At 51.3% G+C, this 14,094-nt stretch carries 13 protein-coding genes; 8 read left to right on the top strand and 5 right to left on the bottom strand.

Annotated features, from left to right (window positions below):
• The first annotated feature begins 19 nt into the window (after positions 1–19).
• From gap to HHO50_RS19060, 3 genes are all read left to right on the top strand, one after another.
• A complete protein-coding gene (gene gap / locus HHO50_RS19070) occupies positions 20–1,018 on the top strand; it encodes a type I glyceraldehyde-3-phosphate dehydrogenase (protein ID WP_181308499.1) in 999 nt (332 codons plus the stop codon).
• 344 nt (positions 1,019–1,362) lie between these two features.
• Complete coding sequence (locus tag HHO50_RS19065) at positions 1,363–2,256, top strand: diacylglycerol kinase family protein (RefSeq protein WP_181308497.1); 894 nt, start codon at positions 1,363–1,365, stop codon at positions 2,254–2,256.
• A 16-nt stretch (positions 2,257–2,272) separates the two neighbouring features.
• Complete coding sequence (locus tag HHO50_RS19060; protein WP_181308495.1) at positions 2,273–2,617, top strand: translation initiation factor; 345 nt, start codon at positions 2,273–2,275, stop codon at positions 2,615–2,617.
• A 211-nt stretch (positions 2,618–2,828) separates the two neighbouring features.
• On the opposite strand, the gene kdsB is transcribed toward HHO50_RS19060, so the two are convergent.
• Entirely contained in the window at positions 2,829–3,578 is a 750-nt protein-coding gene (kdsB, locus tag HHO50_RS19055; RefSeq protein WP_181308493.1) for a 3-deoxy-manno-octulosonate cytidylyltransferase, read from the bottom strand.
• 373 nt (positions 3,579–3,951) lie between these two features.
• On the opposite strand from kdsB, the gene HHO50_RS19050 reads away from it, so the two are divergent.
• Positions 3,952–4,176 (top strand): DUF2905 domain-containing protein, encoded by a 225-nt coding sequence (locus HHO50_RS19050; RefSeq protein ID WP_181308491.1) that lies wholly within the window; start codon positions 3,952–3,954, stop codon positions 4,174–4,176.
• Positions 4,177–4,551: 375 nt separating this feature from the next.
• On the opposite strand, the gene HHO50_RS19045 is transcribed toward HHO50_RS19050, so the two are convergent.
• Positions 4,552–5,931, bottom strand: coding sequence for an NAD-dependent succinate-semialdehyde dehydrogenase (locus HHO50_RS19045; protein ID WP_181308489.1), 1,380 nt, complete (start codon positions 5,929–5,931; stop codon positions 4,552–4,554).
• Between the two features lie 225 nt (positions 5,932–6,156).
• Between HHO50_RS19045 and HHO50_RS19040 the strand changes: the two genes are divergently transcribed.
• The 4 genes from HHO50_RS19040 (at position 6,157) to HHO50_RS19025 (ending at position 9,946) form a co-directional block, all read left to right on the top strand.
• Positions 6,157–6,690, top strand: coding sequence for an RNA polymerase sigma factor (locus HHO50_RS19040; protein WP_255478824.1), 534 nt, complete (start codon positions 6,157–6,159; stop codon positions 6,688–6,690).
• Positions 6,691–6,692: 2 nt separating this feature from the next.
• Positions 6,693–7,517 carry an anti-sigma factor domain-containing protein gene (locus tag HHO50_RS19035; protein ID WP_181308485.1) on the top strand — a complete coding sequence of 275 codons (825 nt, stop codon included), beginning with the start codon at positions 6,693–6,695 and terminating at the stop codon, positions 7,515–7,517.
• Positions 7,518–8,078: 561 nt separating this feature from the next.
• Positions 8,079–8,777, top strand: coding sequence for a DUF2461 domain-containing protein (locus HHO50_RS19030; RefSeq protein ID WP_181308482.1), 699 nt, complete (start codon positions 8,079–8,081; stop codon positions 8,775–8,777).
• 281 nt (positions 8,778–9,058) lie between these two features.
• Positions 9,059–9,946 carry a PD40 domain-containing protein gene (locus HHO50_RS19025; protein ID WP_181308481.1) on the top strand — a complete coding sequence of 296 codons (888 nt, stop codon included), beginning with the start codon at positions 9,059–9,061 and terminating at the stop codon, positions 9,944–9,946.
• Between the two features lie 633 nt (positions 9,947–10,579).
• Here HHO50_RS19025 and HHO50_RS19020 read toward each other — a convergent pair.
• From HHO50_RS19020 to HHO50_RS19010, 3 genes are all read right to left on the bottom strand, one after another.
• A complete protein-coding gene (locus HHO50_RS19020; protein ID WP_181308479.1) occupies positions 10,580–11,896 on the bottom strand; it encodes an amidohydrolase family protein in 1,317 nt (438 codons plus the stop codon).
• Positions 11,883–12,815 carry a PhzF family phenazine biosynthesis protein gene (locus tag HHO50_RS19015; protein WP_181308477.1) on the bottom strand — a complete coding sequence of 311 codons (933 nt, stop codon included), beginning with the start codon at positions 12,813–12,815 and terminating at the stop codon, positions 11,883–11,885. Before HHO50_RS19015 ends, HHO50_RS19020 begins: the two co-directional genes overlap by 14 nt.
• A 173-nt stretch (positions 12,816–12,988) precedes the next feature.
• On the bottom strand, positions 12,989–13,789 hold the full coding sequence (locus HHO50_RS19010; RefSeq protein WP_181308475.1) for a DUF1206 domain-containing protein: 801 nt from the start codon (positions 13,787–13,789) through the stop codon (positions 12,989–12,991).
• Between the last annotated feature and the right edge of the window lie 305 nt (positions 13,790–14,094).

Below are 14,094 nucleotides of genomic sequence, written 5' to 3'. Positions count from 1 at the left end.
AATAAAAACCTTAATCAACATGTCTAAGAAACTAAGAGTAGCCATCAATGGCTTCGGCCGCATCGGCCGTCTTACCTTTAAGACCCTGATGGAACGCGGAAACGTGGAAATTGTAGCCATCAATGACTTGACTGATAACGCCACCCTGGCGCACTTACTAAAATATGATTCAGTACATGGCCGCTTCAACGGAACCGTTGCGGCTGACGAGAATAGCCTTACGGTAAACGGACAGCGCATTGAGGTATTTGCGGAGCGTGAGCCTAAGAATTTACCTTGGGGTAGACTAGACGTAGATGTCGTATTAGAGTCTACTGGCCGTTTCGTAGATGAAAAAGGGGCGGGCGGACACTTAGAAGCTGGTGCCAAAAAAGTGGTCATCTCGGCTCCCGCCAAAGGGAACATTCCTACGGTAGTACTGGGGGTAAACGAAGAGACCTTGACCGGGGCAGAAACCATTGTGTCAAACGCCTCTTGTACCACTAACTGCTTAGCGCCCATGGCGAAAGTGTTGGATGAGGCCTTTGGAATTGAGAAAGGCTACATCACTACGGTACACGCCTATACCGCAGACCAAAACCTACAAGATGCGCCTCACGCAGATTTGCGCAGAGCCCGTGCCGCCGCCGTTTCCATTGTTCCAACCTCTACCGGTGCCGCTAAGGCGGTTGGTTTGGTGTTGCCGCACCTGAACGGTAAATTAGACGGAGTGGCCATGCGCGTTCCAATTCCAGATGGTTCATTGACGGACTTGACCGTGATCCTGAAACGCGAAGTAACCAAGCAGGAGATCAACGAGGCAATGAAGAAAGCTGCCGAAAACGAATTGAAAGGCATTCTGGAGTATACCGAGGATCCAATCGTTTCTATTGACATTGTAGGGAATCCACACTCTTGCATTTTTGACGCTAAAATGACCTCTGCCAACGGTACGTTGGTGAAAGTAGTGGGCTGGTATGACAACGAGTACGGTTACTCTAACCGCGCTGCTGACTTAATGGAGCGTTTGGGCGCATAAATTTTCAGCCCTCTTAACACCAAGTGGTGCTGCCTCCGGCGGCACCACTTTTTTTGTGTATTTTTACCAAAACAGCCCTAAAACAACTTAGAGCATGTTTAAACTTTTGGGTTTGCTGGCTCAACCAGCAAGAGCAAGGTTCTGCAAAGCAATTTTTGAGCCTCATAGCAGTGCTACGAGGGCGATGAAAGTGCAAAGCCAGGTTCTCTCTACGGCCGTATGCAGCGCAAAAGCCAAAGTTTAAACATGCCCTAAGCACCCAAAACCGCTTTTAACGTTTTGGGGAGGTTTTTCAAAAAAGAGGCTGGAAACCCTAATTGAGTTCTATACAGATGCCGCTGCCCATGGAACAGACCACCGCCCCAGAGAAAGTTTGTTTTATCCTGAACCCAAAATCAGGGGTGAAGAGCAATACATCGGTACCCGGGCTCATAGCTGAGCACCTAGACATTACCCGCTGGAACCCAGAGATACTTCTCACCCAACGCGCGGGCCATGCCACAGAACTGGCAAGGCAGGCGGCGTCTGAGGGGGCCCGTTTGGTGGTAGCCGTGGGCGGAGATGGAACCGTGAACGAAGTAGCCCGGGCCTTGAAAGGCACTTCCTCGGCATTGGGGATCTTACCCAAAGGTTCCGGGAACGGCCTGGCCAGGCACTTAGGCATTCCGCTGGCGCTACCCCAGGCCATCGCTCTGCTGAACCAGCCCAGCTTCCACCACATAGATTCCTGCACCATCAACGGCCATCCGTTTTTCTGTACCGCCGGTATTGGCTTTGACGGATTGGTGAGTTCGGTTTTTGCCAAAAGCACTAAACGCGGACTGAGTAGTTACATCCAATTGGTGGTGCGGGAGTTTCGGAATTTTCAATCGGAAGAAGCCACTGTCCATATCAATGGTCGGGAGCTTACGTCAGAGTTCTTTGTGGTGGCTTTTGGGAATGCCTCGCAGTATGGCAATAACGCCTATATCGCGCCCATGGCCAATATTCAGGATGGATTGATGGATGTCTGTCTTATCCGTCACGTGGGCATCGCCGAGGCCATTCAACTAGGCTATGGGTTATTGACCAAACAGCTGGCGCATTCCAGCCTGGCCGAATTCCATACCTGTTCTACCGTTCGCGTACAAAGCAAAGAGCCCCAGTATTTCCACGCCGATGGTGAATTTATAGGCCAGGCCACCCAGTTTGAAGTACAGATGTTTCCGAAGTCTTTAGAAGTAGTCGCCTCTTTGTAGGTAAACGCATAAGAACATGAGCAAAAACAAAAAGAACCGCGAAGGGGTGGTCTTCTCCACCAACCCAGATTTTGAGTACCAGCATCAACAAGAGGAAGAACTTCAGACGTTGCCGCCCCAGCAGCAGAACCTGCGGGTGCAGCTTGACAAAAAGAGCCGCGGCGGCAAGCAGGTCACGTTGGTGACCGGTTTTGTAGGCCAGGACAGCGACCTGCAAACGCTAGGAAAAACCATAAAGACCAAATGCGGCGTAGGCGGCAGCGCCAAAGACGGAGAAATCACCATCCAAGGTGACTTCAGGGATAAAGTCCTGCAACTCCTGCTTGATCTTGGGTATAAAGCGAAGAAATCTGGCGGGTGATGAGCACCTTGGGAAAGCGCCCCTCCTAGGCTAAGGAGGGCAGGGATGGTTTGCTGTTTCAAATAGTAATGGCCTTTACTAAACGCACCAATTCAGGCTTTCGCTTGAGTACCTGCTGGGACTCGGCCGGGCGTGAGCACTTTTCGGCAGAAATGCAAAAAGCAGCCCGTAAACGCACGCAAAAGCCAGCTACTCCCAGGCATCAATCAACTTACTGTCCAGAAGCTTTCAAATAAAGCAGTGCCTTCGCTACATCTGCTGGCGTATCAATGCCAATGGTCTCCAACTCAGTAACCGCTGTGATAATCTTAAATCCATGCTCCAGCCAGCGCAACTGCTCCAGGGACTCTGCTTTCTCCAGGCCGGAAGGCTGCAATTGCGTCAGTTGCGCCAATACCGTGCTCCGGTAGCCGTAAATACCAATGTGTTTGTAATAGCCGTGACGGGAGAGCCACTCATGCGGCTCGGCTCCGCGGAGGTAGGGGATAGGATGACGGCTGAAATAAAGGGCCTGGTGCTGGGCACCTATCACCACTTTGGGGCTATTGGGGTTCAGAAGTTCCTCCGGTGAAACAACGGGCTTGATGAGCGTAGCAATCTGGGCATCTGGCTGCGTGAAGCAACCCAGCACCTTGTTAACCTGCTCGGGCTGAATAAAAGGCTCATCGCCCTGAATGTTTATTACTACGTCAAAGGCTTCGTCAAGCTGTGTATAGGCCTCGTAGCAGCGGTCGGTGCCGCTTTGGTGGTGAGCTGAGGTCATGATCACGTTCCCCCCGAACTCCAGTACATGTTGCCTGATCCGGTCATCGTCTGTGGCGACCACTACTTCCTGAATAGCTGCGGTTTGGACTTGTTCGTACACCCGTTGAATCATTGACTTTCCTTCCAGCATCACCAAAGGTTTGCCGGGGTAACGGGTAGAGGCAAATCGGGCCGGAATGATTCCAACTGCTTTCATGGGAACAGGTTTAATAGATCAACGTCAAGCGTTCTTGATGGCTTCAAAGATAGTATTATTTCAGATGGTTGAAGAAGTAGTTTGACTTGGCATTTACCTGGAGCCTGTTCAGAAGAGGTAGGCTCTTAGTGGAAAATGTACCTGGGGTTGTGCGGGTTGCCGGCTGTTTTGGCTCTGTTTTTCAGAAAGTAGAAGTAAAACGAAGAAGCTCTATTGCCTCATAGACAAAGCACCAGCGTTTACTGTCTGGTTGGTCTCTAATACACACGCTAGGGGTAGAGCGAAAAAAATATTCCAGACGTAGAAGAGGGGAAGGGGGATTGTTTCCCCAAAACTGAAATGCCTTGCTAGTGAAGTCTAAAACACTCAGAAAATGCAACCGCTAGGGAAATACTTGGTCATTCTGGGATTGGTGATAGCGGGAGTAGGATTGCTGCTTTGGCTGGTAGGCCCGCGCCTGGATTGGTTTGGACGCCTGCCCGGCGATGTGCGGGTGGAACGGCCCGGCTTCAAAGTGTTTGCCCCTTTTACCACCATGTTGCTGCTCAGTGTCTTGTTCAGTTTGGTACTTTGGGTTGTCAGGCGGTTTTTTGGCTAGTTTCCAGAAAACAGGCCTTTTTCAGGGAGGTCTGGTCGCGCTGTGAAACCGAAAGAACTTTGATACAGTCAGAAATCTATCTTAAACAGGTTTACAATTTATCTTTATATAAATGGGCAGCAAAGTAAAGCCCTTCCCTGTAGATTGCAGGAAAGGGCTTTAGAGCTTGTTTAAATTTCAGGTTTGCTGGCGAAAATTGTCAGAGAAAGGTTCTGCGGAAGGGTTTTTTGAGCCGCGTAGCAGCACTATGGTGCAACGCAACCGCGAACGCAGGTTCTTTTTATGGCAATTTGCAGCGCAAAGATGAAATTTAAATATGCTCTTACTTGCTGCTGCTGATGCAAGGAGTTAAAAATTACTGCATCGCTCAGCAGGCTACTCCTGGGGTTCGCCTACCCAGATCGTTTTCTGGTTCACAAATTCCCGGATGCCCAGGTAAGACAGCTCCCGGCCGTAGCCAGATTTCTTTACGCCGCCAAACGGCAAGGCTGGGTCAGAGGCCACAATGGTATTCACGAACACCGCCCCGGCTTCTACCTGTTTGGCCAGTTCCTGCCCGCGTGTGATATCCTTCGTCCAGATGGAGCCGCCCAGGCCGAAAGGCGAGTCGTTGGCAATCCGGATGGCATCTTCTGCGTCTTCGGCAATGAACACCAAGGCCACCGGGCCGAAGAACTCTTCTTCGTAGGCAGGGTTTCCGCGCTCAATGTTTGTTAAGATAGTTGGGTGGAAAAGGGCTTGGTCAGGGTCGGGCTGGCCGCCTTGGAGGTAGAGTCTGGCCCCGGCGGCCACGGAGCGTTCCACCTGGTGGGTGAGTTCACGGGCCAGGTCAACGCGCGCCAGGGGGCCGTAGTCAATGTCCTCGTCTTCCAGCGGATTGCCCGTGCGCTTTTTCTGCATGTTTTTGGAAAATTCGGCCAGAAACGCCTCGGCAATGGGCTTCTCCAGAATAAACCGTTTGGCGGCAATGCAGCTCTGGCCGGTATTGATCAGGCGGGCGCTGGCCGCTTTCTGGGCTACGGCTTCCACGTCTACATCGGCTAACACCACAAAGGCATCAGAACCGCCCAGTTCCAGCACGGTTTTCTTTATCTCGTTTCCGGCCACCGAGGCAACTTTGGCCCCGGCCCCTTCGCTCCCGGTCAAGGTCACGGCTTTCACGCGGTCGTCTTTTATCAACTGCTCCACTTCCTTAGAGCCAACCAGCACCGACTGGAAGCAGCCTTTGGGAAACCCTACTTTGTCAAACACTTCCTGAATGGCCAGTGCGCACTGCGGTACGTTGGAGGCGTGTTTCAGTAAACCCACGTTGCCCGCCATCAAGGCCGGTGCCGCAAACCGGAACACCTGCCAGAAAGGGAAATTCCAGGGCATAACGGCCAGAATAGTGCCCAGCGGTTCATAGGAGATAAAACTGCGGACGGCACTGGTTCTGATGTCCTCCTCGCGTAGGAATTCCTCGGCGTGCTGGGCGTAGTAGTGGCAGACCGTGGCGCATTTGTGTATTTCGCCGCGGGCCTGCGCCAGGGGTTTGCCCATCTCCAGGGAGATGAGGCGGGCGTAATAGTCTGTGTTGCCCGCCAGCTCACCGCCGGCGCGTTGCATTAACGTAGACCGTTGCGAAAAGGAAGTGGTGCGCCAGGTTTGGAAGGCCGAATCTGCGCGGCGCAGCGTTTCCTCAATCTCCTGCGGCGTGGCTGGTTCAAAGGTTTTCTCAACGGTATTGGTGTATGGATTAAGGGATTGAATGGGCATGTGAGGGATTGATTAAGATTAAGTACTTATTTGGAGCCGATGGTGCCTAACGCGCAGGGGCATTGCCCGTAAAAATACGAACATGGCTTTCGCCGATAAATAGTTCTTCAAAACATATTGTACCTAACCGTGTTAAAAGAGTTACGTAAAGGAGGGAACTTTCGCCTCCCCTGCTTCCGTCACCACTGCCTTCTGGCCTAAAGATCTTATTTGTTGGACTCAACTTTGAACAATACTTCTGAAGAGGAGCTGGTTGCGCAATTACGGGCGCAGAACCCACGGGCCATCACGCTCCTTTACCGTAACTACTCGGCGGCGCTGTACGGGGTGATCCTCCGTATTGTGAAGCAGGAAGAAGTGGCCGAGGACGTTCTGCAGGAAAGCTTCGTGAAGATCTGGACTGCTTTCCCTACCTATGACGAGCAGAAAGGGAGGCTCTTCACCTGGATGCTGAACATCTCCCGAAACTTGGCGATTGACAAAATCCGCTCCAAGCAATATCGCGTAGGTTCAAAGACGCAGCCCATGGAAAACACGGTTACGTCTCACCTGGTGAGCGCAGACGGCATCAAACCAGACCACATTGGGATACAGGAAATGACCGGGCAATTGAACCCAGATCAAAAAGTTATCATAGATTTGATGTATTTTAACGGTTTCACCCAAAGTGAGGTGGCCGAAGAGTTAAACATTCCGCTAGGCACCGTGAAAACCCGGGCCCGGATGGCCATCAAGTTCTTGAGCAAATTAATCAAATAGAGTTGAATACACAGGAGTACATAGATTCAGGAGTACTGGAGCTGTACGCAGCCGGTGGCCTCACGCCCGCAGAAAGCGAGGAAGTGGAGCGCCTGGCCGCGCAGCACCCCGCCGTGCGCACCGCCCTGGAGGAGTGCCTGCAGACCATGGAAGCGTATGCGCTCACCCATGCCCAGGCTCCGCGCCCCGAATTGGAAAAACAGATTTTACGTCACCTACAGGCCACCGCAGAAACCAGCACCGCCTCCGCCGGAAAGGTCTTGCCCCTGAATCCTGCTGCTGCCAGTACTTCCGCCAGAGAAACCAGCCGTTGGTGGCAAATAGCGGCTGTCATTCTCTTGGTGCTGAGTGCCGCCGCCAACGTGTACTTATACAGCCGCCTGCGTGATACCCGCCATGAACTGCTCACTGCCCAACAGACCACCCGGCAGTATGCCTTGCAGGTGCATCAGCTAGAGAACCGGAGCCTGCAATCAGAGAATTTACTGGGCGTGCTGCGCAATCCGCAGACGCTGGCGGTGCAGTTAAAAGGAGTAACCCAGCACCCCCAGGCGCAGGCCACTGTCTTCTGGAACCAGGAAACCAAAGAAGTGTATTTTGATCCCGCCAACTTACCGGCGGCACCCTCGGGCCGCCAATACCAGCTTTGGGCCCTGGCGCAAGGCAAACCGATTGATGCCGGGGTAGTGAAAGCCACGGAAAGCACCCTTCTCCGGATGAAGTCCATTGAGGAAGCCCAGGCCTTTGCCGTCACTCTGGAGCCCGAAGGAGGCAGCGTGCACCCTACCTTAGAGGAAATGTACGTGATGGGAAACAGCAGTAGGTAGTAGCCGAATCCGCATCCCTGCATTAGCGAGAGTTGCGTGTCATTCCCCAGTCTGCCAGGGTAGGTAAACGCCGCTGCCAAAGAAACAGCCCGCAGATACCAGCAGAACGGAAACGTGCGTTTAATGTTGGCCAACGGCTGCAGGTTTCTTTTGGGGAAGGTTTAAGGAAAACAGGCTGGAAACGGCATCGGAGCAGACACTCGTAGGTCTAAAGACACTACAAGGTCTTTGGAGCAAGCGGCATCGCGGAAAACAGGCCCAAAACACGAAAACCTGTGAGGTCTCCAAGACCTCACAGGTTTAAAACCAACTGGCGCGAGACTCCCGTCTCGTGACAAAGGATGAAGTGAGTCTCCAGACTCGCCGGGAACCACCGCCAGTTTTGCGTAAGGTCAGGTTTATACCCCCTTTTTGCAGGCAATCCGGTTTTGAGGCTGTTTTCTGTAAAATCACTTGAAAACGGGAACAAACCTTTCCAGCCTACGGGGCGGGGTGCGTAGAACTTACTTTGCCGCGCACTTGTTTTCAACCCAGGGCAATTTGCCAATCTTACAAGACCTCATGAAGAAACACCTAGATCCGTCTACCTTAGAATTTATCCGGGACTTGCGGCAGCACAACCAGCGCGATTGGTTTGAGCAGAACCGCAGCCGCTATGATGCCGCCCGCCTGGATTTTATCTCTTTTCTGAAAACCTTGCTCAAAGGGGCGTCCGCGTTTGAGCCAGCCCTGGAAGGACAGGAGCCCAAAGACCTCATGTTCCGCATTTATCGCGATGTGCGTTTCTCCACCGACAAACGTCCTTACAAAGACCACATCTGCGCCTACCTGGCCGAGGGCGGCCGCAAGACCATCAACCCCGGTTTTTACCTGCACATCAGCCCCAATGATGGGTCTTTTCTGGCGGGCGGTGTCTGGATGCCCCCGGCTCCGGAACTGAAGGCCATCCGGCAGGAGATTGACTACAATTATGATGAGCTGAAAGGAATTCTCCACAGTCCTTCGTTCCAGAAATACTACGCGGGCCTGGGCGGCGAGAAACTGAAAACCACCCCCAAAGGCTATGACAGTGAAAACCCCGCCATTGACCTGCTTCGGCACAAAAGCTGGAACACCACCTACATGCTCCCAGATGAAGTAGTCACCAGTGAGCGCCTTTATGAGGAATGCCTGGCGGCGATGAAAGCAGTCAAACCCCTGAATGATTTCTTCCTCAGACCTATGAAGGAGTTGAAAGAACTGAAGGCCGAGGAAGTATAATCCATTTCATGGCCGTTTTCTGGAAATCGGTTTAGAGCTTGTTTACATTTTAGGTTTGCAGCGCAAAGATGAAAGTTAAACAAGCTCTTAAAACAAAAGAGCGTCTCCCTGGGTAGGGAGGCGCTCTTTTGTTTATTCCAGCCTAATGTGCTAGTATGCCTTTCTTTCAGGTAAGTTTACTTTTAATGTAATCACTTGAAAGAAGTGGGGGCGGAGTAATTCTATATGTGTCCTTAGTTAATAGTTTATGTTAAATACAGATAAAGCGTTCAACCAAAAATATGGCTCCACTTAAACGAATCATTTGTACTTGGCTGTTGGGTATGTGGGGGACAGGTGCGACCGCGCAGGGTATTCCAGACACTGAGGTATTTCTGGTCACGCTAAAAAGCCAGAAGGAAGACGTACAGGTTGGGGTACCGACTAATATTACCCAACGGCCCGGCTATGACAATCAGCCCAGCTTTACGCCAGACGGGAAGTCTATTCTGTTTACCTCACAGCGGGATGGACAGCAGACCAATATTTTCCAGTATTTTCTGGCAAGGAAGAAAACCCAGCAACTCACCAATACGCCAGAAGCAGAATATTCCCCCTTGGTGACACCAGACGGGAAAAGTTTCTCTGTGGTGCGCGGAAAAGAGCAGCATCTATGGCGTTTCCCGCTGAAAGCCGGAACCAGTCAGCCTGCCCTGTTGCTGGAGATGCCTCAGTTGATTGGGTACCATGTATGGTATAACCAAGACACGTTGCTGGTGGCGGCGTTTCCAGAGCAACCGCCTATGAGCCTGCATTTGGCAGTGCCCAGTACCAAGACAACTGTAAAGTTGGAAGAATCCATAGGCCGAAGTCTGCATAAAGTGCCTCGGATACCCGCCATTTCTTACCTGGTACCTGTCTCAGATTCAGTAGCGGAAATCAGGCAATGGAACCTGAAAACAGGAGAACGGCAGGTGCTTATTCAGGCCTTACCGGGCATCCAGGATTTCGCGTGGTTGCCAGACGGACTTCTACTCATGGCGCAAGGTGCCAAGCTTTATGCGTTTCGCCCAGGTACCCCGCAACGTTGGACAGAGATTGCAGACTTCAGCCAATACGGGGTCAAGCATATCACCAGATTGGCGGTGAGCCCCAAGGGAACCCATCTAAGTTTTGTCGCGAACCAGTAAGAAGAAAGCTTTAAACTAAACGAAGAACCCGTTTTAGGCTCGTTTTTAGAAAAACAGGCCTAAAACGGGTTCTTCGTTTGGTCTAATACTCAATTACCTTAAAAAGTCTTCTTCATAATTGTAGAGAAGAAGGAGGCGTTCTGGCGTTCTGGGTTTGCGTGCCATTTTTCCGGGCCATTGTTGGTGTTATCACCAACAATCCTTTATCGGCTCCCTTCTTAAAACTTCCATCAAACTGAACTGAGTAGAAGTTGCTGGTGATCACACCATAGCCGTCAGGCTAAGGGCACAAGTACCTCGTTACAGGGTAACGAGGCTACATGGCCGGGTATTCCGTAGCGACGTTACCCTGTAACGTCGTACACATTCCTTCTTAGCCTGACGGCTATGGGGAGAACACCAGCAACGGCGAAAAGGGTGGGTTGCGGTACACGTCCTATGGCGCAGATTTACTTCCGCGCCATAGAAGAGGTTTGTTATTTTTCTCTTCAAGATCAGCGCATGTAAGGGGTGGACTCAAATCAGGTGGCATCGGCATAAGAACCTACCCATACTTGCAAAAGGCTCTGCTTTAACCCTGTTTTTCTGAAAACAAGCTCAAAAAGGGAGTCTTTGAGGAGAGTTGATCTTTGGCTAGGGTTGCCGGTAGATGTGGCCGCCTTTCATCACCAACTGTACCTTCCGGATAGCGGTAATGTCTGTGGTAGGATCTCCCGAAACCGAAATCAAATCGGCTAAGAGGCCTGCTTTGATGGTGCCCAGGCGGTTGTCCAGGTGGAAGCGTTTGGCGTTGCCAGAGGTGGCGGCGCGAAGCACGTCCAGGGTAGGCATGCCGTAGTCTACCAGCATCTCCATCTCGCGGGCATTGTCGCCGTGCGGGAAAACCCCTACGTCACCGCCCACCACAATGGGTACTTTGGCTTTTAGGGCGGCTTTGAAGTTGGCGCGCTTCTGGGTGAGGCGGGCAGGTTCTGGGTCTTGCCCTTTGCGCCAGCCGTTGTATTGGAGAATGGCATCGCCAGCGGCGAGGGTGGGGCAGAGGGCCACGTTTTGGCGGGCCATCAATTTGAAGACCTTGGGCGTGGCACCGTCGCCGTGTTCAATGGTTTCCACCCCGGCCTCGGCAGCGCGGCGCATGCCTTCGGGTGTGCTGGCATGGGCCACCACCGGGCGACCGCTACTGGCGGCAATCTCTACAATCAGTTTCAGCTCGGTTAGGGTAAACGTAGGCATGGCTTCGCCGTTAGGGCCCCAGCGGTAATCGGCGTAGACTTTCACCACATCGGCCCCTTTGCCAATCTGATCCCTGACTACCCGGGTGATGTTGTCTACTCCATCGGCGGCCTCGGCCCCCTGCGGAACCTCAAACGCCGGATCAAAGCCTTTGGGGCCGTAGCTGCCCGTGGCGATCATCGCTTTCCCGGCCACCAGCATGCGCGGCCCGGGGATAATGCCTTGGTCAATGGCTTGTTTCAGCCCAACGTCTGCGTACTCGGCCCCTTCTGAGCCAAGATCCCGCACGGTGGTGAAGCCAGCCAAGAGCGTATTGCGGGCGTGTACCGTGGCACGGGCTACCCGAAGGGCATCGGCTTCCTTCAAGACCTGATCGTTCCACGAGGTCTCATTGTACGGGTGCAGCAGCAAGTGGGAGTGGCCCTCAATGAAACCAGGCAGAAGCGTTTGTCCCGGCAGTTCCAGTTGGCGGGCATTCAGTGGAACGGATACCGTCTTGGCTGGCCCGGCGGCAAGAATGCGCTCGCCTTGCACCACCACCACCCAATCTTTCTGCAGGTGGTGTCCGTCAAACACCTGGCTGGGTTTCAGGACGAAGACGGAATCCGTTTTAGGCCTTGTTTGGGCAAAACTCACCGAAAACGTTACCAGAAACAGTAGGGAGGGCAAAAACGCGGCGAATCTTTTCAAGGTGGTTTTTAGGTTAAGAGGGAACATGCCATTCTCCTTTCGCGATGAGTTGTACCTGGCCGCCTACGTTCACTTCATATTGATCTGCTGCGATTACCTGGCCTTTCAGCTTGATGATGGCATTTCGGTTGATTTCATAGCCTTGCTCTACCAGTAATTCCAGATTGTCCTTTTGGAAATAGCGGTGCTTGAGGAGATATCCCAGTAAACAGCCATTGGCGCTTCCGGTAGCGGCGTCTTCAATGACCTGTCCGTTTTCCAGCGCCAACATGCGGGCGTTCACCTGATGATCGGGCGAATAGGTTTCGGGGCAGAAGAAGTAGAGCGCCACCGTGAGGCCATCGGGGCGTTGCTCTTTGTACAGGCCGTGTTCCTGAAGAAAAGCGAAGAGCCTCTCAGGCGGTAGCCGTAGTCTCTGCATGTCTGCCAACTTCTGCAGCGGGACAATCAGGAACGGCAAACCCGTAGAGACTTCCTGCACGGGAAACTCCGGCTGGAGCGCTTCAATGGATACCCCAAGAAGCTCTGCCATGCGTTCTTTGGCCAACGGGTCACCGAAGTTCGGATTGATTTGCCGCATCATCAAGAACGTTGGCTTGTTGTTGGAATAAGTGAAGGACACCGGTATCTGGCCCACTTTCAGCTGTAGGTTTAGCGCTGGTACCTGTTCCTGCAAGATGAATTGCTGGATCACAAAGGCAGTGCCCAGCGTGGGATGACCCGCAAAAGGCACTTCATACTCTACCGTGAAGATTCTGGTGTCAAAGCCTTGCCCTAGGGGTGCGTCTGATAAAATGAACGAAGATTCTGCGAAGCCTATTTCCTGCGCCATCTGCTGCATCTGCTTTGTAGATAGGTTCTGGGCCCGTAGAAACACCGCCAGCTGATTTCCTTTATAAGGCGCATCAGCGAAGACGTCTACTATATAAAAGGGGATTGTTTGCATGGCCGGAAGTTAGCAAGTATCTGGCAGAAGAAATACTCACGTGACCCCAGGAAGAGAGGGGCAGACGTTTTGATTGTCTTTTTCTGAAATTAGACTTAAAACAGAGCCGCTGCTTTCTTTCCCTTTTGGGAGGCAGAAAACAGCGGCTCTTTTTCTGCTCTTTCTCTGCTCCGTTAATCTATGGAAATGTCGCTGTATTTGGCCTGTACAAACATGAAAATTCCGTAGCCAATTAAACCAATGGCAACCACCGCTAACAGCAAATTGCCGGAGGGTGAATTTTGCAGAAACGAGAAAGCGCTTACCGTGCCACCGGCTTTTTCTGGTTGTTGCAACCAAGCCGCTCTTACAAACAAGAAGCCAATAATACTAAAGACAATCCCCCGGGCGGAATAACCGGCTTGCCCTGCTTTTTTCAAGAAGTTATATTGATTTCTTGGTAAGCCTCTTACCTCTTTCATAAAGGAACCTGTTACGCCTTTGTACAATTGATATAATCCGTTGCCGATGGTAATCAATCCAATAACGATGGCTAGGTATTTCCCAAAAGGCTTGTCTAGCAAGCCAATAACCAAGTCTTTTTCTTTTGTGCCCCCACCTGCATTATTTCCGTTACCGGATAATATCCTAAAAGCGAGGAAAGCTAAAGAGCCATACAATAGTCCAATGAAAGCATAGGAAATTCTTTTGACTATTCCTTTCGCTTTAGAGCCTTTGTGTTCTGTGTCATAGAAAGCCTGTGTCATTCTCCATACGCAGTAGCCAACTAAACCAACAGCTAATATTCCTAACAGCAACCCTCCCCCAGGATAGTCTCTTACCTGGTAAAAAGCATCTGAGTTGGAAGCTTTTTTGCCGCCCATTCCCAAAGCTGCCATGGCCGTTAAACCTCCTACTAAGATGTAGACCAATCCTTTTGCCACGTAGCCTGCTTTCGCAAACGTTTCAATCCAATGCTTTCTTTGTCTATCCATTATGAGTACTGTTGCTGAGTTTATAACCTGTTTGTTAATCTGGTATGATTGTTATTAATGCTTATGTACATGTGCATTAACTTAGTATAATATTTACTGCTTATAATTGATTTAATTAATTATAACAGGGCTTGATTCTGTAATAAGCTTCTAATTTAAAAATAATTAGTTAAGAGTGAATTGCTTTTATATCTAATTGATAAAAATATTAGCAAATGCTTTGGATTCAAGGAAGACTCCCTTGGGAGTGTTTAATAAGTCTATGTTGTGGAAAGAAAACAGAATTAAACTATTATGTTGAATTA

This window comes from Rufibacter sp. XAAS-G3-1 (assembly GCF_013623775.1).
GTDB lineage: Bacteria > Bacteroidota > Bacteroidia > Cytophagales > Hymenobacteraceae > Nibribacter.
Note: the sequence above shows the minus strand (reverse complement) of the source record. Positions and strands in the feature narration are given on the sequence as shown.

Bases quoted from the DNA above. Each gene is read 5' to 3' on its own strand.
- gap (WP_181308499.1), top strand. From the start codon at position 20: ATGTCTAAGAAACTAAGAGTAGCCATCAATGGCTTCGGCCGCATCGGC.
- HHO50_RS19065 (WP_181308497.1), top strand. From the start codon at position 1,363: ATGGAACAGACCACCGCCCCAGAGAAAGTTTGTTTTATCCTGAACCCA.
- HHO50_RS19060 (WP_181308495.1), top strand. From the start codon at position 2,273: ATGAGCAAAAACAAAAAGAACCGCGAAGGGGTGGTCTTCTCCACCAAC.
- kdsB (WP_181308493.1), bottom strand. From the start codon at position 3,578: ATGAAAGCAGTTGGAATCATTCCGGCCCGATTTGCCTCTACCCGTTAC.
- HHO50_RS19050 (WP_181308491.1), top strand. From the start codon at position 3,952: ATGCAACCGCTAGGGAAATACTTGGTCATTCTGGGATTGGTGATAGCG.
- HHO50_RS19045 (WP_181308489.1), bottom strand. From the start codon at position 5,931: ATGCCCATTCAATCCCTTAATCCATACACCAATACCGTTGAGAAAACC.
- HHO50_RS19030 (WP_181308482.1), top strand. From the start codon at position 8,079: ATGAAGAAACACCTAGATCCGTCTACCTTAGAATTTATCCGGGACTTG.
- HHO50_RS19025 (WP_181308481.1), top strand. From the start codon at position 9,059: ATGGCTCCACTTAAACGAATCATTTGTACTTGGCTGTTGGGTATGTGG.
- HHO50_RS19020 (WP_181308479.1), bottom strand. From the start codon at position 11,896: ATGTTCCCTCTTAACCTAAAAACCACCTTGAAAAGATTCGCCGCGTTT.
- HHO50_RS19015 (WP_181308477.1), bottom strand. From the start codon at position 12,815: ATGCAAACAATCCCCTTTTATATAGTAGACGTCTTCGCTGATGCGCCT.
- HHO50_RS19010 (WP_181308475.1), bottom strand. From the start codon at position 13,789: ATGGATAGACAAAGAAAGCATTGGATTGAAACGTTTGCGAAAGCAGGC.